Origin of the sequence: Asanoa ferruginea (genome assembly GCF_003387075.1) — a bacterium.
GTDB classification, from domain to species: domain Bacteria; phylum Actinomycetota; class Actinomycetes; order Mycobacteriales; family Micromonosporaceae; genus Asanoa; species Asanoa ferruginea.
On sequence record NZ_QUMQ01000001.1, the window covers coordinates 6,880,232 to 6,904,668 of the forward strand.

At 71.6% G+C, this 24,437-nt stretch carries 23 protein-coding genes; 17 read left to right on the forward strand and 6 right to left on the reverse strand.

What is annotated here, in order from left to right; all coding sequences use genetic code 11:
- Positions 1-118: 118 nt before the first annotated feature.
- Together DFJ67_RS32120 and lysA are read left to right on the forward strand one after the other, a co-directional pair.
- Positions 119-451: an Lrp/AsnC ligand binding domain-containing protein gene (locus DFJ67_RS32120; RefSeq protein ID WP_170216080.1), complete on the forward strand. Its 333-nt coding sequence runs from the start codon at positions 119-121 to the stop codon at positions 449-451.
- Positions 387-1,736 (forward strand): diaminopimelate decarboxylase, encoded by a 1,350-nt coding sequence (gene lysA, locus DFJ67_RS32125; RefSeq protein ID WP_116071954.1) that lies wholly within the window; start codon positions 387-389, stop codon positions 1,734-1,736. Before DFJ67_RS32120 ends, lysA begins: the two co-directional genes overlap by 65 nt.
- 4 nt (positions 1,737-1,740) lie before the next feature.
- Here lysA and DFJ67_RS43000 read toward each other — a convergent pair whose 3' ends face one another.
- Together DFJ67_RS43000 and DFJ67_RS32135 are read right to left on the reverse strand one after the other, a co-directional pair.
- Positions 1,741-2,163 (reverse strand): hypothetical protein, encoded by a 423-nt coding sequence (locus tag DFJ67_RS43000; protein WP_170216081.1) that lies wholly within the window; start codon positions 2,161-2,163, stop codon positions 1,741-1,743.
- On the reverse strand, positions 2,160-2,729 hold the full coding sequence (locus DFJ67_RS32135) for an RNA polymerase sigma factor (protein ID WP_116071956.1): 570 nt from the start codon (positions 2,727-2,729) through the stop codon (positions 2,160-2,162). Before DFJ67_RS32135 ends, DFJ67_RS43000 begins: the two co-directional genes overlap by 4 nt.
- 91 nt (positions 2,730-2,820) lie before the next feature.
- Between DFJ67_RS32135 and DFJ67_RS44455 the strand changes: the two genes are divergently transcribed.
- Positions 2,821-3,264 (forward strand): LysE family translocator, encoded by a 444-nt coding sequence (locus DFJ67_RS44455; protein ID WP_203783981.1) that lies wholly within the window; start codon positions 2,821-2,823, stop codon positions 3,262-3,264.
- Positions 3,264-3,551: a LysE family translocator gene (locus DFJ67_RS44460; RefSeq protein ID WP_203783980.1), complete on the forward strand. Its 288-nt coding sequence runs from the start codon at positions 3,264-3,266 to the stop codon at positions 3,549-3,551. Before DFJ67_RS44455 ends, DFJ67_RS44460 begins: the two co-directional genes overlap by 1 nt.
- Positions 3,552-3,699: 148 nt before the next feature.
- Here DFJ67_RS44460 and DFJ67_RS32145 read toward each other — a convergent pair whose 3' ends face one another.
- A complete protein-coding gene (locus DFJ67_RS32145; RefSeq protein ID WP_239097416.1) occupies positions 3,700-4,686 on the reverse strand; it encodes a LysR family transcriptional regulator in 987 nt (328 codons plus the stop codon).
- 17 nt (positions 4,687-4,703) lie between these two features.
- Here DFJ67_RS32145 and DFJ67_RS32150 point away from each other — a divergent pair, with 17 nt between their 5' ends.
- From DFJ67_RS32150 to DFJ67_RS32165, 4 genes are all read left to right on the forward strand, one after another.
- Positions 4,704-5,591 carry a serine hydrolase gene (locus tag DFJ67_RS32150; RefSeq protein WP_116071960.1) on the forward strand — a complete coding sequence of 296 codons (888 nt, stop codon included), beginning with the start codon at positions 4,704-4,706 and terminating at the stop codon, positions 5,589-5,591.
- 74 nt (positions 5,592-5,665) lie between these two features.
- Complete coding sequence (locus tag DFJ67_RS32155) at positions 5,666-6,646, forward strand: MBL fold metallo-hydrolase (RefSeq protein ID WP_116071962.1); 981 nt, start codon at positions 5,666-5,668, stop codon at positions 6,644-6,646.
- Positions 6,643-7,197, forward strand: coding sequence for a DUF4232 domain-containing protein (locus DFJ67_RS32160; RefSeq protein ID WP_116071964.1), 555 nt, complete (start codon positions 6,643-6,645; stop codon positions 7,195-7,197). The genes DFJ67_RS32155 and DFJ67_RS32160 overlap by 4 nt, the downstream gene beginning before the upstream one ends.
- On the forward strand, positions 7,194-7,823 hold the full coding sequence (locus tag DFJ67_RS32165) for a LysE family translocator (RefSeq protein WP_116071966.1): 630 nt from the start codon (positions 7,194-7,196) through the stop codon (positions 7,821-7,823). Before DFJ67_RS32160 ends, DFJ67_RS32165 begins: the two co-directional genes overlap by 4 nt.
- Here DFJ67_RS32165 and DFJ67_RS32170 read toward each other — a convergent pair.
- Positions 7,818-8,582, reverse strand: a complete 765-nt coding sequence (locus tag DFJ67_RS32170) for a class I SAM-dependent methyltransferase (protein ID WP_116071968.1) — start codon at positions 8,580-8,582, stop codon at positions 7,818-7,820. The two genes, DFJ67_RS32165 and DFJ67_RS32170, sit on opposite strands and share 6 nt — an antisense overlap.
- A 318-nt stretch (positions 8,583-8,900) precedes the next feature.
- Here DFJ67_RS32170 and DFJ67_RS32175 point away from each other — a divergent pair, with 318 nt between their 5' ends.
- The 4 genes from DFJ67_RS32175 (at position 8,901) to DFJ67_RS32190 (ending at position 18,488) form a co-directional block, all read left to right on the forward strand.
- Positions 8,901-12,017 (forward strand): 3-keto-disaccharide hydrolase, encoded by a 3,117-nt coding sequence (locus DFJ67_RS32175; RefSeq protein ID WP_147315682.1) that lies wholly within the window; start codon positions 8,901-8,903, stop codon positions 12,015-12,017.
- A gap of 16 nt (positions 12,018-12,033) precedes the next feature.
- Positions 12,034-13,221: a multicopper oxidase domain-containing protein gene (locus DFJ67_RS32180; protein WP_203783974.1), complete on the forward strand. Its 1,188-nt coding sequence runs from the start codon at positions 12,034-12,036 to the stop codon at positions 13,219-13,221.
- Positions 13,222-13,256: 35 nt separating this feature from the next.
- The gene (locus DFJ67_RS32185; RefSeq protein WP_116071972.1) at positions 13,257-17,243 is read left to right on the forward strand and encodes a ThuA domain-containing protein; all 3,987 of its coding nucleotides are present in this window, start codon (positions 13,257-13,259) and stop codon (positions 17,241-17,243) included.
- Positions 17,244-17,345: 102 nt separating this feature from the next.
- A complete protein-coding gene (locus tag DFJ67_RS32190; RefSeq protein ID WP_147315683.1) occupies positions 17,346-18,488 on the forward strand; it encodes a multicopper oxidase domain-containing protein in 1,143 nt (380 codons plus the stop codon).
- 3 nt (positions 18,489-18,491) lie between these two features.
- Here the strand turns inward: DFJ67_RS32190 and DFJ67_RS32195 are convergent, their stop codons facing one another.
- Positions 18,492-19,625: an anhydro-N-acetylmuramic acid kinase gene (locus tag DFJ67_RS32195; protein ID WP_116071976.1), complete on the reverse strand. Its 1,134-nt coding sequence runs from the start codon at positions 19,623-19,625 to the stop codon at positions 18,492-18,494.
- A gap of 95 nt (positions 19,626-19,720) precedes the next feature.
- Between DFJ67_RS32195 and DFJ67_RS32200 the strand changes: the two genes are divergently transcribed.
- From DFJ67_RS32200 to DFJ67_RS43005, 5 genes are all read left to right on the forward strand, one after another.
- Complete coding sequence (locus DFJ67_RS32200) at positions 19,721-20,686, forward strand: nucleoside hydrolase (protein WP_239097415.1); 966 nt, start codon at positions 19,721-19,723, stop codon at positions 20,684-20,686.
- Positions 20,668-21,216, forward strand: a complete 549-nt coding sequence (locus DFJ67_RS32205) for a carboxymuconolactone decarboxylase family protein (RefSeq protein ID WP_116076883.1) — start codon at positions 20,668-20,670, stop codon at positions 21,214-21,216. The genes DFJ67_RS32200 and DFJ67_RS32205 overlap by 19 nt, the downstream gene beginning before the upstream one ends.
- A 68-nt stretch (positions 21,217-21,284) precedes the next feature.
- Positions 21,285-22,118 (forward strand): NmrA family NAD(P)-binding protein, encoded by an 834-nt coding sequence (locus DFJ67_RS32210; RefSeq protein WP_116071980.1) that lies wholly within the window; start codon positions 21,285-21,287, stop codon positions 22,116-22,118.
- A 51-nt stretch (positions 22,119-22,169) separates the two neighbouring features.
- On the forward strand, positions 22,170-22,649 hold the full coding sequence (locus tag DFJ67_RS32215) for an RNA polymerase sigma factor (protein ID WP_239097414.1): 480 nt from the start codon (positions 22,170-22,172) through the stop codon (positions 22,647-22,649).
- Complete coding sequence (locus DFJ67_RS43005; RefSeq protein WP_170216082.1) at positions 22,646-23,968, forward strand: hypothetical protein; 1,323 nt, start codon at positions 22,646-22,648, stop codon at positions 23,966-23,968. Before DFJ67_RS32215 ends, DFJ67_RS43005 begins: the two co-directional genes overlap by 4 nt.
- A gap of 1 nt (position 23,969) precedes the next feature.
- Here DFJ67_RS43005 and DFJ67_RS32225 read toward each other — a convergent pair whose 3' ends face one another.
- On the reverse strand, positions 23,970-24,329 hold the full coding sequence (locus DFJ67_RS32225; RefSeq protein WP_203783968.1) for a hypothetical protein: 360 nt from the start codon (positions 24,327-24,329) through the stop codon (positions 23,970-23,972).
- Positions 24,330-24,437: the final 108 nt, after the last annotated feature.

The following is a 24,437-nucleotide window of genomic DNA, read 5'->3' on the forward strand; positions in this document are numbered from 1 at the left end:
CCCCGCCAGCACCGGGTTATCGGGGTCGGCGTCAAGGACGAGTCAGATGCGGGGTCCGCGGCGTATCGACCGCGTCAAGGAACGTCGCGGGCGCTCCGGGCGGGTTCACGATCAATGCATGAGCGGAGAGGTCGAAGCGGTGGTCCTGGTGTGGCTCAACCACACCAAGGACGCGCCCTGCCTGGAGGCCTACCTGGCACGTCGGCCGGAGGTGGTCGATGCCTGGTGGGTCGCCGCCGATAGTGATGCCGTCGTCCGGGTGCGGTGCCAGGACATGGCGGCCCTCGACGGCCTGGTCCGCGGGCTCCGGCACCACGCCGGGGCCGGGCGCACCCTGACCCATCTGGTGCTGCGCCCGTTCGACCTGCATCGATCAAGGAGCTGGCATGAGCCTCTCGGATCTCATCCCGTCACTACGCACGTCGTTGCCACCGCAGCGGCTCTGCACTGAGATCTGGCCGGCGTCCACCCGTCACACCGGGCACGGCGCGATCACGATCGGCGGGGTCGACCTCGCCGACCTCGCGGAGCAATACGGAACACCGGCGTACGTCATTGACGAGGGAGAGGTTCGGGAACACTGCCGGGAGTACGGCGCGGCCTTCGGCAAGGGCAACGTGGTGTACGCGGCCAAGGCGCTGACCAGCCGGGCGGTGCTGCGATGGGTGCAGGAGGAGGGGCTCGGGCTCAGCGTCTACTCCGAGGGACAGCTCTCGGTCGCCGCCGCGGTGGGCTTTCCGGCCGAGCGGATCATCCTGCACGGCGACGCCAAGACCCCCGCTGACCTCCAGGCCGCGCTCGACTACGGCGTCGGCCGGGTGGTCATCGAGTCGGCCTCGGAGGTGACCCGGCTCGCCGCGATCGCGACGCGGAAGCAGCGGGTGCTGATCCGGGTGCTCCCGCCGCACGACAACGTCTTCGACGGCGTCGCGGGTATCCCCGCGCCGTGCGACGCCGACCGGTTCGGTGTCGCGGCGCCCAGCGAGGCCTTCGACGACCTGGTCAAGCGGATCGTCGCCCAGCCGAAGCTGGAACTGGTCGGCCTGGACTGTTACGTCGGCTCGCAGATCAGCCGGTTCGGCGGCTACGAGCGGGCGATCCAGCGACTGGTCCAGGTGGCCGGGCATCTTGCCCGTACCAAGGGAATCCTGGTCCGGGAGATCAACATCGGTGGGGGTCACGCCGCCCCCGCCGTGGACGGCGAATCCCCCTTCGCTGTCGCCGCGTTCGCAGGCCGGGCCCGGGCGGTCCTGGGCCTGGCTTGCGAACGCCAGGGCGTGCCGGAACCGGAGCTCGTGGTGACACCGGGCCGGGCGGTTGTCGCCCGGGCCGGGGTGGCCCTGTACCGGGTCGTGGCGGTTCGCCGCGAGCCGGAGGGCACCCAACTCGTCGCCATCGACGGAGGGCTGAGCGACAACCCCCGGCCAGCTCTCTACGGAGCCCGGTATACGGCCGTCCTGCTGGGCCGGGCCGGCGACGGCCCGGCGGTGTCGAGCACGATCGTCGGCCGCCATGACGAGGCCGGCGACGTGCTCGCCCGGTCGGTGCCACTGCCGGCCGACCTGCGCCCCGGCGATCTGCTCGCCGCCCCCGGCGCGGGTGCCTACCACCTGCCGCTGGCGTCCAACTACAACCTGGTCGGGCGCCCGCCGCTGATCGCGGTGCGCGACGGCGTGGCCCGCGTCGTGGTGCGGCGGGAAACGATCGACGACGTGCTCTGCCGGGACGTCGCCTAGGGGCCTAGATCGTGATCCACTCGGTGACCACGACGGCGTCTCCGGCGCGCAGGTGCAGCCGGAACATGCCGCGCGGCACCGGGCCGAGCACGAACCAGCCGACGTCGTCGACCTGCGCGACCGCCACCACCCCCGAGCGGTCGCGTAGCTCGATCTCGCCGCGCTGGGGCGGCACGACCTGACCGTGCAACGCGTCGTCGGTGACCTCGACCTCGATCGTGAGGTCGCGGGCGGCGAAGGTCAGTGCCCGCACCGCAGCCGGTTCGGCTCGGGCACCGACCGCCGGGTCAGGGGTGAGCGCGGCCAACTCGGCGTCGACCGTGCGCCAGGCGAACGCCGACCGGCCGATCTCGCGGATCCGCTCGGGCACGTCGGCGGCGGAGTGCCGGGCCGCGGCGAGGGCGGCCAGGATCTCGTCGTCGTTCATGGCTGCTCCGCTCCGGCGACCGCGGCCAGCACCGGGTCGCTCCGCAGCTTGTCGAGGCAGCGGCGGCGGGTCGGCCCGATGGCGCCGACCGGGGTGCCGGTGCTGCTGCTGATCTCGGCGTAGGGCGCCGGCGGATCGTCGAACAGCAGGGTGAGCAGCCGCCGGCAGTGCTCGGGCAGGTTGTCGAACGCGGCCCGCAGCGCGATGTGCTGCTCCTGCGTCACCAGCAGTTCCTCGAACGCGGGGTCGTCGACCGTGTCGAGGCCGGACTCGTCGCCGACCAGCACCTGCCGCCGCCGGGAACGCAGCAGGGCCAGGCACTCCCGGCGCACGGTGGTGGCGAGCCAGCCCGGCAGCGCGGCCGGCTCGCGGATCGTGTCGAGGCGCTCGACCAGGCGCAGCCAGACACAGGCGGCGACGTCTTCGGCATCGGCACCGCCGAGCCCGTAGCGCCGGCAGATCGCCCACACCAGCGGCGCGTAGCGGTCGACCAGGTCGTTCCAGGCCCCGGCGTCGCCGTGCCTGGCCAGCTCGACCAGCCCGACGACGGTGGGATCGTCGCGCATGACCCCCTCCTCCCGTGGCCCGAACGTCCGTTGTCGACCCACAGACACACTAACGGTCGCGGTTGATACACCCGCGGCTATATTTTCCGAGGTGGACACTCACCTCCTGCTCGCGTTCGTCGTCGCGAGCGCGCTGCTCTCCCTCGCGCCCGGGCCCGACCTGTTGTTCGTCGTCGCCAACGGGGTCGCCGGCGGCCGCCGGGCCGGGGTGCTCGCCGCCCTCGGCATGTCGACCGGGCTGGCCATCCACACGGCAGCCGCGGCGTTCGGCCTCGGCGCGCTGATCCGCGCGGCACCGCAGGCGCTGACCGTGGTGCGCCTCGCCGGCGCCGTGTTCCTGCTCTACCTGGCCGTGATGACCTGGCGCAACAGCCGCGCCGCGCTCGAGCCGACCGCGCCGCCGGCCCGCCGGTCGCTGCGCCGCACCTACCTGATGGCGACGCTGACCAACCTGGCCAACCCCAAGGTGATCCTGTTCTATCTCGCGTTCGTGCCGCAGTTCGTCGGCACCGGCCCGGCCGCCTGGCCTACCTGATGGCGACGCTGACCAACCTGGCCAACCCCAAGGTGATCCTGTTCTATCTCGCGTTCGTGCCGCAGTTCGTCGGCACCGGCCCGGCCGCCTGGCCGGTCACCACCCAACTCCTGCTGCTCGGTCTGGTCTTCATCGTGGTCGGCCTGTCGGTCGACGGCACCGCCGGCCTGCTCTCCGGCACGCTGGCCGAGAAAGTCGCCGCCCGACCCGGCTTCCGCCGCCGGATGGAACGGATCTCCGCCGCGGTCTTCGCCGGCCTCGCCGCCCGCCTGGTGATCGACAACTAGTCCGCTAGCTACGGGCCCGGCAGGGGGTAGGCGCCCGAACGGACACCCTGGCCCGCCGGCGACACGCCTGGCAGGGGCGTGTCCTGCCGCGCGGCCAAAGGCAACCCGCGCGGGCCCCTCCGAACACGGTCGATCGGCCAGCCCCGCGTCACCTGCGTGGCGGCGGTGGGTCGTAGACGACGGACCAGGGTTGCGGTGCGGTTGCCGGGCGGGGCGACGGCGTGGGACCGGCCAGGATGCTGGCGGCGACCGTGCCGAAGGTCTCGACCGCCGGGTGAGGCGCGCGGTCCGGCCAGATCGCCGACGTTCGGCGGTCGAGGGCCGGCCCGGCGAGCGGGCGCCAGGCCACCCGCGGCTCACGGCGGGCGGTCGTCTCCGGTTCGAAGGCCACGCACTGGCGGCCCAGCACCAGGCCCAGCAGGAAGTCCGGGTTGTGGGCGTGCCGGACCCGGCGCGGGGTGAAGCCACCCTGGCGGCAGCGGTCGAGGATCTCGTCATACCAGGCCGGCGCCGTCGCCCGCGGGAAGATGGCCAGGTCGTGGCCGGTCAGGTCGGCCAGGTCGAGCTCGCGGAGCTGGGCCAGCGCGGCCGTCCGCGGCAGCATCACGCCCAGCCGCACCCCAACCACCGGGCCAGCGCGCAGGCCGTCGGACAGGTCGACCGGATGGTGCACCAGCCCGACGTCGAGCCGCGCCTCGGCCAGCAGCCGGAGCTGTTCGGCGCTGGTCAGCTCGTGCAGGTCGACGTCGAGGCCCGGCGCCCGGTCGGCGAGACCGGCCAGCAGTGCCTGCAACGTGACCGCCAGTAGTTCCGGTGGCACGCCCGCGCGCAGGGTGCCGAGCTGGCCGTCGCGGACCTTGCGCATCACCACCCGGACCCGCTCCTCGGCGGCCAGCAGCGCGGCCGCCTCGGCGGTCAGCAGGCGGCCGGCGACGGTCAGCGTGACCTGCCGGCGGGAGCGGTCGAACAGCGCGACGCCCAACTCGCGTTCGAGGCGTTGGATGGTCTGGCTCAGCGGCGGCTGGGCGATGCCGAGCCGTTCCGCCGCGCGCCCGAAGTGCAGCTCCTCGGCGACGACGAGGAACTGCCGCAGGTGCCGGGCCAGGTCCATCCGCCCGAGGATAGGTGTTCGCATATCAGTAGCCTCGACAGGTGCCAACGCTGAGCCGGATCGCCGGGATCTTCGACGCTGTCGGGGTCGACGCGCAGCTACACGCCGTCGACATCGACGGCGGGGCCGAGCTGGCGCTGCGGGCCGACGAGCCGGTGGTGCTGGCCTCGATCTTCAAGATCCTGCTGGTGCTCGAGTTCGCCCGCCAGGCGGTGGCCGGGCAGCTCGACCCGACCGAGCGGGTCATCGTGCGGGCCGCGGACCGGCTCGGTGGCTGGGGCACCGCGGGCTGCGCCGACGACGCCGAGCTGTCGCTGCGTGACCTGGCCTACTTCGCGATGGCCTTCACCGACAACACCGCCGCCGACCTGCTGATGCGCCGGGTCGGGCCCGATGTGCTGCCGCTGCTGGCGGCCGAGCTCGGGCTGACCGGCACGCGGGTCATCGGCGGGCCGCGGGAGCTTCTCGAGTCGATGTACGCCGACGTCGGTGCCGCCGGCGACGCCGAGTTCGTGAGGATCTTCCCGACCCTGCCGCCGGAACGGATCCGCGCGCTCAGCGTCTTCGACCCGGCCCGGACCACGTCGAGCACGCCGCGTGAGGTCAGCCGGCTGCTCGGGATGATCTGGCGGGACGAGGCGGGTCCGCCGGCCGCGACCGCGATGGTGCGCGGGCTGATGGCCCGGCAGATCTTCTGGACCCGGATCCAGTCGGGCTTCCCGCCGGAGGTCCGCGTCTCCGCCAAGACCGGCACGCTGCCGGGGCTGCACATGGAGGCCGGCGTCGTCGAGTATCCGGACGGCGGCCGCTACGCCCTGTCGGTCTTCGCCCTGGCCCGCCTGGGTGCCGAGGCCCGCCGGATCGACGTCGACCTGGCGATCGGGGAAGCGGCGCGGACGGCCGTCGAGAGGCTGCGCGACCAGCGCTGATATGCGTACCCGTATCGAATGGTAAAGATCTTGGTCTTGGACGTGGGTGGCCTGTTGATGATGGGCTGCTGCGCATGACAGACACCCGAATGCACCGCCGAGGCCTACTGCGCACCGCCGCCGCCGCGACCGGGCTGGCCGCCGCGGGGGCGACCGGACTGGCCAGCGCCAACGCCGCCGAAGCCAACCCCGCCGACGCCGCACCGCGCCGCTGGAAGGCCGGCGCCGCCACGTTCCGCTGGTTCGGCACGGCCGGCTGGCGGATCGACATCGGCGCCCGCACGGTGCTGGTCGACCCCTACCTGAGCCGATACAGGACCGGGCTCTTCGACGGCGGGATGAACCCGGCGACGCCGCTGACCGTCGACACCGCCACCGTCGACGCGCACACCGGCCGTCCGGAGACCGTTCTCGTCACGCACTCGCACTGGGACCACTTCAACGACGTGCCGCACATCGCGACCAACACGGGCGCGCGGGTGCTGGGCACCATGACCACCTACCAACTCGGGCTCGCGTCAGGCATCCCAGCGGCCCAACTCGGCCCGCTCAAGGGCGGCGAGGTGCTCGACTTCGGTGACTACACCGTCGAGGCGGTCGGGTCGCTGCACAGCCGCAACGCCGGTTACTCGATCGGCATCCCGGGCGTGCGGCTCAGCCCGCCGCCGCGGCCGGCGACGGTCTCCGATCTTCCGGAGGGCGACACGCTCGCCTACCTGCTCACGGTTCGCGACGGGCCGGCGGTGTTCTTCATGGGCGCCAGCGACTTCGTCGCCCGCAACGTCGAGGGGATGCGGCCGGACATCGCGATGGTGGCGATGGCCTCGAGCACGGCGACCCACGACTACGTGCCGCGGCTGCTCGAAGCGCTGGGCCGGCCGGCCGTCGTCGTCCCGGTGCACTGGGACAACTTCGAGACGCCGCTGACCAACCCGCCGGCGGTGGCGCCGGCCGACCGCGAGCGGCTGGCTGCGATGATCACGCAGATCCGGCGGGTCGCGCCGCGGACCCGGATCGTCGTCCCCGACTACCTGACTGGGCACACCTTCGCATGACCGCTCGCACCACCCGCGTCGCGTCGCTCGCCGCCGGCCTCCTGCTGCTGGCGGCCTGCGACGTGCCGCCACCGCCGCCGCCCGTGCGGCCGCCGCCATCCGCGCCGGGACCGACGGCCGCCACCTGCCCCGACGGCTTCGAGATCAGTGGCGACCAGGTCGAGGCCGCGTCGGGTCTGCGGGCCTTCGGCATCACGCTGCGCAACTGTGGCGACCGGCCGTACCACGTCGACGGCTTTCCGGTCATCACCATGCTCGACGAATACGGCCGGCCGATCGGGATCACCGTCGGCACCGGCTCGGAGCCGGTCAGCTCGCCGGATGTCTGGGACCGCCCACCCGAGCCGATCGATGTCGCGCCCGGCGAGACGGTCCGGGCGCGGGTGTTGTGGCGCAACACGGTGACCGACGGTGAGTCGATCACCGGAGCACACCTGACGGTCGCGCCGGCGAAGGGCGCGGCGGCGCAGCTGGTCACCCCCAACGGCGGCATCGACGTGGGTACGACGCATCGCCTGGCCGTCAACGCCTGGACTAAGGTCGACCGGTGAACTGGGGTTCCTACCTGTCTTTCGTGGTGTTCGCCCTCGTCCTGATCGCCATTCCCGGCGCCGACTTCGCGGTGACGGTGCGCAGCACCCTCGCCGGCGGCCTGCGGCAGGGCCAATGGAGCGCGGCCGGCATCGCAACGTCCAATGTGGTGCAAGGCCTGCTCGCGGTGGCCGGCCTCGGGGCGGTCATCGTGCACATCGAGCCGCTCTTCCCGGCGGTCAAGTGGGCCGGCATCGGCTACCTGCTCTACCTGGCGGCCCAGTCGTTCCGCTCGGCCTGGCGCGGCGAGTACGCGTCGCTGGACGGCACCGCGACCGGTGCGGCCGGCAGCGCCTGGACCGGCTGGCGGCAGGGCTTCCTGTCCAACATCACCAACCCGAAGGTGCTGGTCTTCTACCTCGCGGTGCTGCCGCAGTTCCTCGGCCCGGGCACGCCGGTCGTGGTGCTGCTGGCGTTCGCGCTGACCCATGCCGCGCTCGGCCTGCTCTATTCACTGCTGGTCGTCGCCGGCCTGCACCGGGTGCGCGGGGTGCTGCGCCGCCGCCGGGTGCGGCGGGCGATGGACGCCGCGACCGGGGCCGCCCTCACCGCGTTCGGCGCCCGGCTCGCCACCGAGAACCTATAGCGTTCCCCAGACGACCGTCGCGGTCGTCGGCAGCGCCAGCGTGCCGTCGGGGCGTTGGTAGTCGCTCACCAGGGCCTCGACCGCCGTGTCGAACGCGAGCGCCTCCGCTGCCGGCATCAGCTCCCTGGCCAGCGACGATGTTGAATGGAACTGCTCGATATAGGCGCCGACGGCCTGGCTGAACTCCGTCGGCGGGGTCTCGTGTCGTCCGATGATTCGCCAGTGACCGCGCCGGGCCAACTCGTCGACGAGCGAGAAGCCGCGGTCGTAGGACTGGTTGCGGGAGTGCCGGGCGATCACCTCGAGCAACCCGTCGTGCCAGGGCAGCCGGTGGTAGGACTGCTCGACGACGGCCAGCACCGCGCCCGGTGCCAGCACCCGTCGTAGCACCGCGAAGGTCTGCGGCCAGTCCATCCAGTGCAGGCTCGCGCCGGCCGTGGCCAACCCGTATGGGCCCGGCAGTGCCAGCGACTCGACGGCCGTGACGTGCCAGAACAGGTTTGACCGGTCGCCGCCGGGGCGGGCGCGGCCGGCCGCCACCATCGCGGCGGAGATCTCCACCGCGTCGACCCGGTCCACCCGGGACGCCAGTGGGCGCGCCAGCGCGCCCTCGCCGGCACCGAGATCGAGGACCGTGCGGGGCGAACCGGTGACCAGATCGGCGAGCAGATCGAAGACGGCGGCCGGGTAGGGCGGGCGGTGTGCGTAGGCGGCGGCGACGCCGGTGTGCTGGAACGACGCCGCGAGGGGCGAGCTCATCAGTCCATTGTGCCAGGTTGAAGGTCCGATGAATCGCCCCAGCGGTTGCTAACGATCGGCGGCACCCCGACTTTTGCTGGCGAATATGAAAGTCTGCTCTAGACGATCGAAAGATATGGACATGTCGATGATCAGCGATTAGGGTCGGCTCCAGACCCCATTGTTTCATCGATGTGAACGGCGCCGTGAGCAGTGCACCTCGCCCGCCGTTACAGGCCCGTCCGCCCCCCAATCAGACACCGCCGACCCGTAGCTCGGGTGGGCGAGGTCTGCCTTGCCACGTCCTCTGTCGGTCGACTTGCGGAAGGTATGCCGGACATGCCCATTTTTTCCAGGCGCAGTTCCGTGCGAGGTGGCACGCGAACGCGCTGGCTCGCCAGACTCGGCGAGGGTCGGTTCAGCCGGCCGTCGGCGGCCTTGGCCGCCGTCACCGTCATGCTGGCCAGCGGTGTGCTGGCCGGAGTCTTGTCGGGCACCAGCCCGGCCGGAGCCGTAGCGCCGGCTCAGCTGCAGGCCCAGGTGCTCACCTGGACGGCCGCCGACAGCTTCCAGGCCTACGCGTCCGTGCCGACCACCGCCGTCGCGGGCCCCACCACCATCGTCTTCGAGAACAGCGCCGCGACCGGCAACACCACCGGGATGCAGCACACGCTGACCTTCGACACCGGTGACCCCCGCTACAACAACGACGTCAACATCAACATCGTGGCCGACCCGTCGGACGGCAGCCAGGGCCGGCACACGGTCGACGTGGTGCTGACCCCGGGCACCTACCACTACTTCTGCTCGATCCCCGGGCACGGGCAGATGACCGGCCTGCTGGTGGTCACCGGCGGCGGCGGCGACACCACCGCGCCGACCGTGTCGGCGCAGGTCGCGGGGGAGCGCGACGGCAACGGCAACTACGTCGGCGCGGCGACGGTGACGGTCAACGCCAGCGACGCCGGCTCGGGCGTGGCCCGGGTGGAATACGCGCTCGACGACGGCCCGTTCGGCACCTACTCGGCGCCGGTCACTGTCAACAGCCCCGGCCAGCACACGGTGCGGTTCCGCGCGACCGACGAGGCCGGCAACACCTCGGAGATCGGGTCGACGCAGTTCACCGTGGTGCAGCCCAACGAGGACACCACCCCACCGACCGTGACCGCGGCCGTCGACGGTGACCAGGACGAGAACGGCGCCTACGTGGGCACCGCCACCGTCACGCTGACCGCCACCGACACCGGGTCCGGCGTCGCCACCGTCGAATACTCGCTCGACGGCGGTGCGTTCACGGCCTACACCGCGCCGGTCACGGTCAGCACCCCGGGCCAGCACACCGTGCAATACCGCGCCACCGACGAGGCCGGCAACACCGCCAGCCCGCAGTCGGTCGCGTTCGCGGTGGTCGACGCGCCCGACCCGGACAACACCGCGCCCGAGGTGACCGCCACGGTCGCCGGCGAGCGCAACGACGAGGGCGCCTATGTCGGCACCGCGACGGTCACCGTCGCCGCCACCGACGCGGGCTCCGGCGTGGCCACGGTCGAATACTCGCTCGACGGCGCGCCCTACGCGGCCTACACCGCGCCGGTCGCGGTCAACCAGCCGGGTGCGCACACGCTCAGCGCCCGCGCCACCGACGAGGCCGGCAACACCTCCACGCCGGAGACGGTCACCTTCACCGTCGCGGACACCACCGGCGCGGACACCACCGCGCCGACCGTCAGCGCCGCGGTCACCGGTGACCAGAACGAGAGCGGCGCCTACGTGGGCAGCGCGACCGTCACCGTCACCGCCACCGACGCGGAGTCCGGTGTGGACACCGTGGAATACGCGGTCGACGGCGGCGCCTACGCGGCCTACACCGGGCCGGTCACGGTCAACCAGGTCGGGGCACACAGCGTGAGCTACCGGGCGACCGACCACGCCGGCAACACCTCGACGCCGCAGACGGCCACGTTCACGGTCGTCGACGCGCCCAACCCCGACAACACCCCGCCGGCGGCGACCGCCACGGTGACCGGCACCCGCAACACCGCCGGCGCCTACGTCGGCGCGGCCACGGTGACGATCGCGGCCACCGACGCGGGCTCCGGTGTGGACAGTGTCGAATACTCGCTCGACGGCGCTCCCTACGCGGCCTACACCGCGCCGGTCACCGTCAACCAGATCGGCGCCCACAGCGTGAGCTACCGGGCGACCGACCGGGCCGGCAACACCTCGACGCCGCAGACGGCGACGTTCACGGTGGTCGCGGTGCCCAACCCGGACACCACCGCGCCGGTCGTCAACGCGGCCCTCGCCGGTCAGCTCGACGGCAGTTGGTCCTACATCGGCAGCGCGACCGTCACGCTGACCGCCACCGACACCGAGTCCGGCGTGCTGCGGGTCGAATACGCCCTGGACGGGCGCGGCTACCTGGTCTACACCGGGCCGGTCACGGTCAACACCCCGGGCGCGCACACCTTCAGCTACCGGGCCACCGACCGGGCCGGCAACGTCTCCAGCACCGCGTCGACCACGTTCACCGTGGTCGAGAGCGGCCCGCCGGCGCCGACCTGCACGGTCGCCGACAACCGCACCACGGTCTGGATGGGCACCCACAACAGCGGCGTCGCCAACCGGGTCGTCGAGCGCGGTTGCAGCATCAACGACCTCGTGCTCGACGAGTCGCCGTGGGCCAGCACCGCGGAGTTCGTCGCGCACGTCACCGAGGTCGCCGACCGGCTGCACAGCCGCGGCTTCATCCCGCTCAAGGACCGCAACGGCCTGGTCCGGGGTGCCCGGGAGAGCAACGTCGGCAAGTCCGAGGCGGTGCAGGGCTACACGCCGCTGCTGGACACCAAGGCCGCGTCGTTCAAGCTCTGGGAGCAGGTCGGCGCCGGCGGTTTCCGCCGCAACGCCGACGGCTCGATCTCCAGCAAGCCGGTCGACGGCCTGGGCATGCTCTGGTTCCCGGTCCGCACCTACGGCGACTTCTCGCTCAAGTTGCAGTGGCGCGACGACGCACCCGGTGAGGGGCGCGCCAACAGCGGCGTCTTCGTCCGCTTCCCGCAGGTGCACCAGCACCCGCAGGAGCCACGGCCGGAGTGGGTGGCCATCAAATACGGCCACGAGCTGCAGATCTTCGACAGCCCGACGGGCGATCAATACAAGAGCGGCTCGGTGTACGGGTTCGACCAGGTCAACCTGGCCGACGCGGGGGTGACCGCCAAGGGCACCTGGAACGACTACGAGATCCGGGTCGTCGGGCAGCACTACTCGATCTTCCGCAACGGCAAGCTGATCAACCAGTTCACCAACGGTCCGGGCCAGCTCTTCAACCCACCACGGGCGGACGACCCGGGCACCGACGGGCGGCAGAACGCCGAGGGCTACATCGGCCTCCAGAACCACAGCGCGGCCGACGCTGTCAGCTTCCGCAACGTCCGCATCGCACCGCTGACCCCGTAGGCAAAGGACAAGACCAGTGGAGAAGGAAACCTCACGCCTGGGTACGGTCGGCGGTCCGCGGCTGATGGCCGTCGCGATCCTCGCCGTGACCCTGGTCGGCGCGGGGGTCCTCCGGTTCGGCGGCCTGACGGCCGCCGGGCCGGGGGCGCCCGCCGCGGTCCCCGCCGTCAACACCCAGCAGCAGGCCGAACTCGCGGCGCTGGCGCCGGGCGACCGCCCCGACGGCTGCATCCAACCCGACCGCCGCATCCAGCTCTACGCGGTCGAGTTGCCCCGTGACAACAACCAGATCCGGCTCGGCTACGGCCTGACGCCGGAGACCGCCTCGTACCCCGGACCGTTGATCGAGATGATCGAGGGTGAGTGCCTGGCGATCACCCTGCACAACGACGTCCCGGCGGCGACCCTGGAAGCGCTCCGCCAGGACCCCAACCACCCGCTCGGGGTGTCGCTGCACACCCATGGCGTCAAATACACGCCGGCCTCCGACGGCACCATCCACACCGACTCGTGGGTGCCGCCGGGCGGCCAGCGCACCTACATCTGGTTCGCGAAGCCGCGTGGTGCCGGATCGCAGGGCACGGCCGGCTACTGGTGGTACCACGACCACATGGTCGGTGGTCCACATGGGACCCGCGGCCAGGGCACCGGACTGTTCGGCGGGCTCGTCGTGCGCCGGCAGGGCGACATCCGGCCCAACCGCACCTACGTGACCGCGTTCGGTGACCTCCAGTCGATCAACCTGAAGCGCGGCGCCGCGACCGACACCTGCGACCCGGCCAACCCGGTGCCCGGCCCGACCTGCCTGATCGCCAAGCCCGGCGAGCGGGTCGAGTTCCTGGTCATCGGCATGGGCAACGACATGCACACCTTCCACCTGCACGGGCACTCCTGGTCGGACAGCCGCACCGGGATGCTCGACGGCACCAACAAGGCCCTGGCCGACGCGGTGCCGGTCATCGACAACAAGGCCCTCGGGCCCGGCGACTCGTTCGGTGTGACGGTGGTCGCCGGTGACTCGGTCGGCGCCGGCAACTGGATGCTGCACTGCCACATGCAGTTCCACTCCGACCAGGGCATGGCGACGATGCTGCACGTCCTCCAGCCGGACGGCACGCTCGCGCCGCACAGCGCCGACCACGCGCCGGCCGCGGCCTCCGACGCCACGGCCGCGCACGCCGGGCACGAGGGGGCCCACCAGTGACCATCCGATCCCCGCAGCATCCCGAAGGAGCAGGAATGGCCCACCGAAAGCGGCGCCGGGTCGCCGCAACGGCGCTACGCCGCGCGTTCGCGCTGGTGTCGGCGGCCGTGCTGACGCTCGGCATCTTGTCCGGGCCGGCATCCGCACCGGCCGCCGCCGCGGTGGCGCCGACCTGGGGTGCCAACGCCGTCAACGTGTTGGTCTTCCACGGCCCGACCGACCAGCAGGACGACCCGGTCGCCAAGGCGGTCGCCGCGGTGCGCAAGCTCGGCACCGACAACGGCTTCACCGTCAAGGTGTCCAGTGACCCGACCGTGTTCACCGCCGACAACCTCGCCAAATATCGCGGCGTCGTGTTCCTGTCCGCCAACGGCGTCACGCTCAACGACGCGCAGGAGGCGGCTTTCCAGGCGTACGTCAAGGGTGGCGGCGGTTTCGTCGGCGTCCACGACGCGGCCCGCGCGCAGCCCGGCTCCGAGTGGTTCACCGGGCTGATCGGCACCCGGCCGGCACCGAGCCTGCCCAACGCCGAGAAGGTCGTCGAGCGCGCGGCGAGCGGTGAGAACGCGCCCAACGAGGGCATCGCTCAGCTCTTCGACGGCTCGACCGGCACCAAGTGGCTGGTGCGCACCAACACCGGCTGGGCGCAGGGCAAGCTGGCCTCCCCGACCGTGGTCAACCGCTACGCGCTCACCTCGGCCAACGACTTCCCCGGCCGCGACCCGAAGAACTGGAAGCTACAGGGCTCCAACGACGGGCAGAGCTGGACCGACCTGGACACCCGGACCAACGAGGTGTTCCCGCAACGGTTCCAGACCCGGCAGTTCTCGTTCACCAACACCACCGCCTACCAGTACTACCGGCTGGACATCTCGGCCAACAGCGGTGAGCCGCTGATCCAGCTCGCCGAGCTGTGGCTGATCGGCCCCGACGCCGGGCCGCCGCCGGAGAGCAACGTGCAGCAGGCGACGGTCAGCGTGACCGACCGCCAGCACCCGGCCAACAAGGGCCTGCCGCTGACCTGGACCCGCTCGGACCAGTGGATCAACTGGGACCCGAACCCGACCGGCAACGTGCAGACCATCGCCCAGGTCCAGGAGAACACCTACAACGCCGGGCTCAGCGGCAACGGTGCCTTCCACCCGATCTCCTGGTGCCGCGACTACGACGGCGGCCGCTCCTTCTACACCGGCATGGGGCGCACCGACGCGAGCTACACCACCGACACCAGGTTCCTCGGCCACCTGCTCGGCGCGATCCAGTGGACCACCGGCCTGGTGCGCGGTGACTGCCAGGCGACCATCGCGTCCAACTACAAGGTGGAACGGCTGACCGCGGCCAACCAGCCCGGCCAGCTCGACCAGATCGGCGAGCCGCACGGCCTGACCATCGCGCCGGACGGCACCGTCTTCTACATCGGCAAGGCGGCCTGCCCGACCGGGCCCGTCGTCGACTGGAACAACCCCAACGTGGGGCTCGGCTGCGGCACGATCCACTCCTGGGATCCGCGTACCAAACAGGTCAAGCTCCTCACCACGCTCAAGGTGATGGGCAACCGGGGCAGTGGCAGCGAGTTGGTCAAGAACGAGGAAGGTCTGGTCGGCATCACGCTCGACCCGAACTTCGCCGACAACGGCTGGTTCTACGTGTTCTGGATGCCGCACGAGTCGATCGACCGGGAGAAGCGGGTCGGCCAGCGGACGGTGTCCCGGTTCACCTACGACAAGGCGACCCAGAGCATCGACCAGGCCACCCGCAAGGACCTGCTGCACTGGGACACCCAGATCCACAGCTGCTGCCACGCCGGCGGCGGCATGACCTTCGACGAGTCCGGCAACCTGTTCATCGGTTCCGGTGACAACAACTCGTCCGGCGGCTCCGACGGCTACTCGGGCAACAACTGGACCGAGGAGTTCGCCGGCCTGTCGTTCCAGGACGCGCGGCGCACCGCCGGCAACACCAACAACCTCAACGGCAAGATCCTGCGGATCCACCCGGAGGCCGACGGCACCTACTCGATCCCCGACGGCAACCTGTTCACCGGCCAGGAGGGCGGTGGCGGCAAGGCCCGCCCGGAGATCTACGTGATGGGCGTGCGCAACATCGCCCGGATCGCCTGGGACAAGGCCAACCACTGGCTGACCGCCGCGTGGGTCGGCCCCGACGCCGGCGCACCGAGCCCGGAACTGGGGCCGGCGAAGTACGAGACCGCGACGATCATCACTCAGCCCGGCAACCACGGCTGGCCCTACTGCATGGGCAACCGGCAGCCCTACCGCGACCGCAGCACGACCGACGCGAGCGTGCTGACCGGCTGGTATGACTGCGACAACCCGAAGAACGAGTCGCCCCGCAACACCGGTCTGGTCAACCTCCCGCCGGTCCGCGACAACATGATCTGGTATTCGCCGCAGGGCGGTGGCCCGGTCTTCCCGAAGCGGACCGACGGCAGCGGCCTGCCGACCTACGTGCAGTCGGAGACCACCTACACCCAGCCCTACCTGAGTGGCGGCGGCCAGGCCATCATGGACGGCCCGACCTACCACCGCTCGCAGGTCGACGTGAACAGCGGCGTCGCCTGGCCGGCCTACTGGGAGAACAAGTGGTTCATCGGTGACGAGTCCAACGGCAACAACCGGGTCGCCATCCAGGTGAACCCCGACACCGCCACCTCGGCCGGCGCGCCCGCGTTCGCCGAGGACCTGCGCCGGATCATCCCGCCGGGCAGCAACGGCACCACCCAGCTCCAGTCGTGGATGGACGCCAAGTTCGGCCCGGACGGCGCGCTCTACATGCTCGACTATGGCGGCGGCTTCTTCACCCTGCACGGCAACCAGAAGCTGATCCGGATCACCTACCAGGGTGGCCAGGCGACCCCGAACCCCGCCTCGGCCACGGCGATCTCGGCGACCCCGAGCACGCCCCGGACCATCGCCTTCTCCAGCAACCGGGTCGGCGGCGTCGCCTGGGAGTGGGACTTCGGCGACGGCACCAAGGGCTCCACCGCACCGCACCCCAACCACACCTACAAGCGCTACGGCACCTTCCAGGCCAAGCTGAAGGTGACCTACGCCGACGGTGAGGTCGTCACGGCGACGATCCCGGTCACCGCGGGCTGCGTCGCACCCGACGCCCGGCCGACGGTCTACATGCTGGAGACCGACACCGAGGTGGCCAACCGGCAGGTCGGCGGCGGCTGCACGATCAACGACCTGATCGACGACGAGACGACCTGGCCCAACCGGGGCGCGTTCGCCGACCACCTCGAGACGGTCATCGCCGAGTTGACGGCGTCGCACGTCGTCGACACCAAGGAGGCCAACACGCTCCGGCGGGTCGGCACCCAGTCGCCGATCGGCGCCACCAACGGCTACCAGACCCTGTTCAACGGCACGGCTTACTCGTTGGCCGGCTGGCGGCAGGCGCCCAGCGGTGGGTTCGGCCTGCGACCGGACGGCTCGATCCGCAGCACCGGCGGGCTCGGCATGCTGTGGTACGCGGACCAGCAGTTCGCGGACTACTCCATCCGGCTCCAGTTCAAGGACATCGCGCCGGAGGGCTTCCGGGCCAACGGCGGTGTGTTCGTCAGGTTCCCGGACCCGCGTACCCCGCTGGAGCAGCGGCCGCCGGGAAGCTGCGGCACGGTCGGGTCGGCACGGTCGTCGCAGGCCTGGGTAGCGATCTACTGTGGACACGAGATCCAGATCTATGACGGTGAGACGGGCGAGCCGCAGAAGACCGGCTCGGTCTACAACTTCGACCCGAACACGCTGGCCCAGGCCGGCGCGACGCCGAAGAACGTGTGGAACGACTACGAGATCCGCGTGGTCGGCCAGCATTTCACGATGATCCGCAACGGCGTGGTGATCAACGAGTTCGACAACACGCCGGGCAAGGCGTCGTCTCGCGCGGGTGACCCGCCGACCGACCTGCGCCAGTTCATCAGCGGTTACATCGGTCTACAGAACCACAGCAACAACGACCTGATCGAAATTCGCAACGTGCGGGTGCGCACCTACTGATCCAACCTTGGTGACCGGGTACGGGTATCCACCCGTACCCGGTCATTGTGGGTTATCGGCGCGGCTCCGTTGCTGGTCCTTGCCGCCGTCGTAGGCTCGGACGTGCAACGTGCGAAAAAGGAAATCTCACGTCTGAGCTGGGCGAGCGCACCCCGGGTGATGGCCGTCGCGGTGTTCGCCGTGACGCTGTTCGGTGCCGGGCTCCTGCGCTTCGGTGCGCAGCCGGCCGCTGCTCCGATCGCTGGTCCAGCCGCCGCGGTGCCGGCACGACACGCGGTCGCGGCGGCGCCCGCCGCCCAGCCCGACGGCTGCGCCAAGCCCAACCGGACGATCCAGCTCTACGCGGTCGAGCTGGCCAAGGACCCGGTGACCAAGCAGGTCCGGCTGGGCTACGGCCTGGCGGCGAAGTCAGCCTCCTACCCGGGCCCGACGATCGAGATGACCGAGGGCGAGTGCCTCGCCATCACCCTGCACAACAACGTGTCGTCGGCGACCCTGCAATCACTGCGCGGCAACAGCGCCCACCCGCTCGCGGTGTCGCTGCACGCCCACGGCGTCAAATACACCGCGTCGTCGGACGGCACCATGGAGAACAAGTCCTACGTCGCGCCCGGCGGCCAGCGCACCTACTTCTGGTATGCCAAGCCCCGCGACCCGACCACCGGCGCGCAGGGCACCGCCGGCTACTGGTGGTATCACGACCACATGGTCGGCGGTCCGCACGGCACGGCCGGCATGAGCTCGGGCCTGTTCGGCGCGCTGATCGTGCGCCGCCAGGGCGACGTGAAGCCGGCCCGCACCTACGTGACCGCGTTCGGCGACCGCCAGTCCATCAATCTGCGGCGCGGTGCCGCGACCGACACGTGCGCCGCGACCAAACCGGTGGCCGGCCCGACCTGCCTGATCGCCAAGCCCGGCGAGCGCATCGAGTTCGTGGTCATCGGGATCGGCAACGACGTGCACACGTTCCACCTGCACGGGCACTCGTGGGCCGACACCCGCACCGGAACGCTCGACGGCACCGACAAGTCACTGGTCAACTCGGTAGCGGTGATCGACAACAAGACGCTCGGCCCGGGCGACTCGTTCGGCTTGCAGATCATCGCCGGCGACTCGGTCGGCCCTGGCAACTGGATGCTGCACTGTCACATGCAGTTCCACTCGGACCAGGGCATGTCGACGATGCTGCACGTGCTCAACGCCGACGGCACGGTGGCGCCGCACAGCGCCGACCACGCACCCTGACGACTATTCCAGCTCCAGCCGCCGGGGGAGGGTGGTCAGCGGAGCCGGCAGCCGCAGCGGCGCGGCGCCGGGGGTGACGGCGCCGAGCAGCCGCCCGCCGTTGGCGCCGGTGGCGGACGGCACCGCACCCGGCAGTCCGTGCCAGGTGAGCCAGCCGATCAGCGCGAAGAGCACCGCCTCCTTCGCGTCGGCGGGCAGCCCGAACTCGTCGGAGGGCACGAACGTCACGCCGGGCGCGCGGGCGGCGAGCCGCTTCAGCAGTGTCCGGTTGCGTACGCCGCCGCCGGAGACCAGCACGTGGTCGAGCCGGTGCCGGCGGAGCTCGGCGCCGACCGTGGCCGCGGTCAGCTCGGTGAGGGTGGCGAGCAGGTCGGCGGGCTGGTAGCCGCCGGCACCGTCGAGATAGGCCGCGGAGAACAGCTCCTTGCCCGTCGACTTCGGCGGGTTGCGCGCGTAGTAGGGCTCGACGAGAAGCCGGTCGAGCAGCTCGGTGCGGACCGTGCCGCTGGCGGCCAGCGCACCGCCGCGGTCGTAGGGCTCACCGGTCACGGCGAGCGCGGCGGCGTCGATCAACGCGTTGCCGGGACCGGTGTCGTAGGCGCAGGTCTCGTCCGGGACCGCGACGGTGAGGTTGGCGATGCCGCCGAGGTTGACCGCACCCCATCGGCCTTCCCGCCCGGCCAGCAACATGAGGTCGAGCACCGGCACCAGCGGCGCGCCCTGGCCGCCCGCGGCGACGTCGCGCACCCGCACGTCGGCGACCACCGGCAGGCCGGTCCGCTCGGCGATCCAGGCGGGCTGACCAAGCTGGAGGGTGCCGTCGGTGGCGGCGTGGAACAGCGTCTGCCCGTGCGAGCAGACCAGCTCGGCCGGGCCGGCCGCGTCGAGCGCCGAGGTGGCCGCCCTGGCGAAGGCGTGGCCGAGCCGGGTGTCGAGCGCGCAGACGTCACCGAGGCCGACCTTGTGCGGCGGCAGCGCGGCCAGGATCGCGGCCCGCAGCGCCGGCTCGTAGGGCGTGGTCGCGTGGTGCAGCAGCCGGGCCCGAAGCGTGTCGCCGCCCGGCGGCAGGGAGAAGTCGACCAGCGCCGCGTCGATGCCGTCGTGCGAGGTGCCGGAGCTCAGGCCCAGTACGCGCATCGACCCACCCTGTTCCCCCACGGTGGTGTGCGTCAATCCGCTGCGGGCGCATTGTTGCCTCTGCGCACCGTCGGACGGGCCGATAAGCTCGCCTGGTGAGAGCGTCCGCCGCTCGTCCGGTGATCATCGATTGCGATCCGGGACACGACGACGCCCTCGCTCTGCTGCTCGGCGCGGGCGACCCCCGGTTGCGGCTGCTCGGCGTCACGACCGTCGCGGGCAACCAGACGCTGGAGAAGACGACACACAACGCGCTGAAGGTGCTCGCCCTGGCCGGCGTCACCGGCATCCCGGTCGCGGCCGGCTGCGACCGGCCGTTGGTCGGCGAGCTCGTGGTGGCCGCCAACATCCACGGTGTGACCGGGCTCGACGGGCCCGACGTGGACGTGCCGGTCGCCGAGGTCGCGGCCGTCCACGCGGTCGAGCTGATGCGCCGGCTGCTCGCCGATGCCGCCGAGCCGGTCACCCTGATCGCCACCGGGCCGCTGACCAACGTCGCGCTGCTGCTGCGTCGCCATCCGGAGGTGATGCCGCGGATCCGCCGGGTCGTCTTCATGGGCGGCTCGACGGAGCGCGGCAACACGACGCCCTACGGCGAGTTCAACATCGTCACCGATCCCGAAGCGGCCGACATCGTGCTGCGGTCGGGGCTGCCGACCACGATGATCGGGCTCAACGTCACGCACCAGGCCCGCGCGACCCCGGAGATCATCGCGGAGTTCCGCAGGATGGGCAGCCGCCTGGGCGCGGTCTGCGCCGACCTGATGACGTTCTTCGCCGGCACCTATCTCCGGGAGTTCGGGTTCCCGGATCCACCGGTGCACGATCCGGTCGCGGTCGCGGCCGTCATCGACGCGTCGGTCGTCCGGACCGTCGCGGCCCCGGTCGCCGTCGAGCTCACCGGGACGCACACCCGCGGCGCCACCGTCGTCGACCTGCACCACCGCACCGGACGTGTCGCCAACGCCGTCGGGGTCGGGCTGCGGGTGGATTCCTTCTGGCGCCTGCTGATGGCTGCCGTAAGACAATTGGGAGGGACGTCATCGCACACATCGATCTAGGGTTCGACGAGAAGGAAGCGCCCGGGATCACCGGGCTCATGCGGTTCCGGCCGCAGACCGCCGGGCCGCTCAACGCGCTCGCCGACGCGTTGCTCCGGGCGCCCAACTCGCTGTCGCGGGGTGAGCGGGAGCTGATCGCCGCGCAGGTGTCGGCGCTCAACGAGTGCGACTTCTGCCGCGACTCGCACTCCGCGTTCGCCGCGGCGCAGCTCGCGCCGGGCATGGCGCTGGTCGAGCAGGTGCGGGCCGACCCCGACACCGCGCCGATCTCGGCCAAGCTGCGGATGCTGCTGCGGATCGCGGCCGCGGTGCGCGACGACGGCCGCGCGGTGACACCGGCGCTGGTCGCGGCCGCGCGCGACGCCGGTGCGACCGACGTCGAGATCCACGACACCGTGCTGATCGCGGCCGCGTTCTGCATGTTCAACCGCTACGTCGACGGTCTGGGCACGTTCGCGCCAGACGATCCCGGCGCCTACGCGGCGTCGGCGCAGCGGATCGTCGAGTTCGGCTACGTGCCGCCTTCCTGAGACGCACGCGTATGCGGGCGAGCGTCTGAGCCATTCAGGCGCGCGCCCGCCCGGGTTGTACTCGACCCATGACATTTTTGGTTATCGGTGGCACCGGCAAGACCGGCCGACGGGTCGCGGATCGGCTCACGTCGCGCGGCCTCCCGGTCCGCATCGGTTCGCGTAAGGGCACGCGGCGCTTCGACTGGGCCGACCGGTCGACCTGGGCACCCGCGTTCGACGGCGTCCGGGCCGCCTACGTCACCTTCTATCCGGACCTCGCCGTGCCGGGCAGCCCGGCAATGATCGGCGACCTGGCCCGGGTGGCGGTCGACGCCGGGGTCGCGCACCTCGTGCTGCTGTCGGGGCGCGGTGAGGAAGAGGCGCAGGCCAGCGAGGCGGCGCTCGCGGCGGCGGTGGCCGGCACCGGCACGACCTGGACGGTGGTCCGGGCAAGTTGGTTCATGCAGAACTTCAGCGAGGCGTTCATGGCCGACGGGGTGCGCGACGGGACGCTGGTCCTGCCGGCCAGCGAGGTGCCGGAGCCGTTCGTCGACTGCGACGACATCGCCGACGTGGTGGTGGCCGCGCTGACCGGGTCCGCGCCGTCCGGCCGGGTCTACGAGGTGACCGGGCCGCGAGCTCTGACCTTTGCGGAGGCGGCCCGGGAACTCGCCAAGGCCAGTGGCCGGGAGGTGACGTTCGTGCCGGTGCCGCTGGACGCTTATGCGGGTGAGTTGCGCGGCTACGGCGTACCCGAAGAAGAGATCGGTTTGATCGTTTATCTCTTCGGCGAGGTCCTCGACGGCCGCAACGTCGAACCGACCGCTGGTGTCCGGGAAGCGCTGGGCCGCGATCCCCGCGAGTTCGCCGACTATGCCCGCGACACCGCGGCCACCGGTGCGTGGGAACAAGCCGCCTAGAAGGCTTCCGAACGGGTGCAACGAAACCCGGTCCTCGGAGGACTATGTGTGGTGGTGGTGGAGACGGGCGCGCGGGCCGATGTGTTCGATGTGGTCTATGCGGCGAACTATGCCTCGTTGATCCGGCTCGCCTACGTGACCATCGGCAGCATGCCGGCCGCCGAAGACGTCGTGCAGGACGTCTTCGTCGAGTGGTATCGCCGCATCGACCAGGTTGACTCGCCCGCCGCCTACCTGCGCAAGTCGGTGGTGTTCCGGTGCTCGTCCTGGATCCGGCGCCGGATCCTCGAGCGCCGGCATGCCGGCACGTTCGACCAGCCGCCGGCGGTGCCGCCCGATCCACGGACCGTCGCCGTCCGCGTCGCGCTCTCGCGGCTGACGCCGCGTTACCGGATGGCGCTGTTCCTGCGTTACTACCTCGATCTCTCGGTGGCGGAGGTCGCCGAGACGCTCGACTGCCCGGTCGGCACGGCCAAGTCGCTCCTGCACCGCGGCCTGGCACACATGCAGGAACACCTGGAGGACCGATGATCTCCGAACAGCACGTCGCGGAGAGCATCCGGGCCGCCGTCGACGCGATCCCGGTGGAGCCACCGCCGTCCGGTGCCGTCCGGGCCCGCGCCCGCGTGCGGCGCCGCAACCGGCGCCGGGTGGCCCGGATGTGGCCGGCGGCGATCGCGACCATGGCCGTCTTCGCGATCGTCATGGGTGCGACGGTGGCCCTGACCGTTCCGCGCCCGACCCCGGGCGGAACGGAGTTCACGCCATACCGGCTGCCTACCTACGTGGCCGGTGCGTCGGAGAGCGCCACGGTGTCGAAGGACCCTCCAGGCCGGGCGATCGCGCTGTTCACCCGGAACGGCCGGAAGGTCGTGCTCGCGACCGACGGGGTCAGCTATCGCGATCTTGACCCCGCCGACCAGACGGACGCCGCGCTGCTGTCACCCGACGGCCTCGCGGTGGTGTTGAGCGATCCGACGGCCGTGACGGGCGTGGTCGACGTGGTCGACCTGCGCACGGGCCGGGTCGAGCACTACCCCGTCGACCCGACGGCGGCGCTCCGTCCGCTGGCCTGGTCACCCGACAGCCGCCGAGTGGCGTTCGCGACGCAGGCCACACCCACCGACAACGGCGCGGGCCCGGCCGGCGTGAGCGTGCTCGACCTGGAGACCCGCGACTTCGTCCGGGTCGCCGATTCCCGGCCGGACACCGGCCGCGGCCGCGTCCTGGCGGCGTTCACGACGTGGGGCGCGAGCGTGCTCGTATCCGCCGGGGCCGAGCCGGGCTGCACGCTGCGGCTCTACCGGCTGGAGCAGCCGGCGCCGGCCGATCCGGTCGCGGTCGACGGCCCGGTCGCCCGGTGCAGCGAGGTCGCGACCTTGGGACTGCGCCCGTCGCCGGAACCCGATCGCCCAGCCGTCGCGGGCGTCCCGCCGATGCTGCTCGTGGTGGGGGAATACCTGGGAAACATCCGCCGACTGAGTTTCCGTGGCGGGTCGCTCGGCGTGCGGTCGGCGGAGCCCGCGACGATCGCGTTCGGCCCCGACGACAAGGTGCTCGGCTGGGACGGCAGCGACGCGCTCTACGTGGCCTCCACAAGCGAGGTGACCAGGAGGTCCGTCGATGGCCGCAGCCTGACCACGATGGTCCGCTTCCCGTCCGGCGCGGTCGGTGGTTTCCAGCTCGCGGCCGACCTGGTGCCGCGGAGCACGCCGCTCGACGTCGACGCGGCTCTCTTGCCGCTGTCGCCGCTGCGGACGGCGGCGGTCATTCTCCTGGTGCTGGGAGTGGCGGCGTTGGTGGTTCTCGTGGTGCTGCTGCGGCGACGGCGGCGCGCGGCTGATCGCTGACTCAGCTCGCGTCGACGATCGCGGCGAGGAGTTCGGCGCTCGACCGCATCCGGGCCGCCGCGTCGATCTGGCCGAGGCGTTCATACTGGGCGGCCGCCGCCATCCGGTCCGCCGCCTCGGAGCGGACGATCCGCACCATCTCCTCCGCGTCGAGCTCGCGCCGGCGCACCTCGGTGGCGCCCAGGCCCACCGCACCGAGGGGCCGGGTCGACCTCCCGAGCGCCGGCACCGCCTCGGCGTTGTCGATCGCGGCGATCGCCGAGCGGAGCGCGCCCGCAGCCACGGCATCGCGGGCCCGCAGGGCGTCGCGGAGGGTGCGGCGCAGCCGCTCGCGCAGCGCGCCCGGTTCGGTGGGGGGCACGGCCGTAACGCTAAGCCACTTCGGTGCGCGGGGCTATGGCGGTCCGGTGATCGCGTTCAGCCAACGGACAGGTTCTCCCCGGTTTCCGGTCAGCCGGGCACGGCAGGG

What these genes read in the sequence shown, in the direction of transcription:
- DFJ67_RS32155 (WP_116071962.1), top strand. Translation starts at nt 5,666, where the DNA reads ATGACAGACACCCGAATGCACCGCCGAGGCCTACTGCGCACCGCCGCC.
- DFJ67_RS32120 (WP_170216080.1), top strand. Translation starts at nt 119, where the DNA reads ATGAGCGGAGAGGTCGAAGCGGTGGTCCTGGTGTGGCTCAACCACACC.
- DFJ67_RS32160 (WP_116071964.1), top strand. Translation starts at nt 6,643, where the DNA reads ATGACCGCTCGCACCACCCGCGTCGCGTCGCTCGCCGCCGGCCTCCTG.
- DFJ67_RS32145 (WP_239097416.1), bottom strand. Translation starts at nt 4,686, where the DNA reads ATGCGAACACCTATCCTCGGGCGGATGGACCTGGCCCGGCACCTGCGG.
- DFJ67_RS43000 (WP_170216081.1), bottom strand. Translation starts at nt 2,163, where the DNA reads ATGAACGACGACGAGATCCTGGCCGCCCTCGCCGCGGCCCGGCACTCC.
- DFJ67_RS32185 (WP_116071972.1), top strand. Translation starts at nt 13,257, where the DNA reads ATGGCCCACCGAAAGCGGCGCCGGGTCGCCGCAACGGCGCTACGCCGC.
- DFJ67_RS32195 (WP_116071976.1), bottom strand. Translation starts at nt 19,625, where the DNA reads ATGCGCGTACTGGGCCTGAGCTCCGGCACCTCGCACGACGGCATCGAC.
- DFJ67_RS32170 (WP_116071968.1), bottom strand. Translation starts at nt 8,582, where the DNA reads ATGAGCTCGCCCCTCGCGGCGTCGTTCCAGCACACCGGCGTCGCCGCC.
- DFJ67_RS32210 (WP_116071980.1), top strand. Translation starts at nt 21,285, where the DNA reads ATGACATTTTTGGTTATCGGTGGCACCGGCAAGACCGGCCGACGGGTC.
- DFJ67_RS43005 (WP_170216082.1), top strand. Translation starts at nt 22,646, where the DNA reads ATGATCTCCGAACAGCACGTCGCGGAGAGCATCCGGGCCGCCGTCGAC.
- DFJ67_RS32175 (WP_147315682.1), top strand. Translation starts at nt 8,901, where the DNA reads ATGCCCATTTTTTCCAGGCGCAGTTCCGTGCGAGGTGGCACGCGAACG.
- lysA (WP_116071954.1), top strand. Translation starts at nt 387, where the DNA reads ATGAGCCTCTCGGATCTCATCCCGTCACTACGCACGTCGTTGCCACCG.
- DFJ67_RS32135 (WP_116071956.1), bottom strand. Translation starts at nt 2,729, where the DNA reads ATGCGCGACGATCCCACCGTCGTCGGGCTGGTCGAGCTGGCCAGGCAC.
- DFJ67_RS44460 (WP_203783980.1), top strand. Translation starts at nt 3,264, where the DNA reads ATGGCGACGCTGACCAACCTGGCCAACCCCAAGGTGATCCTGTTCTAT.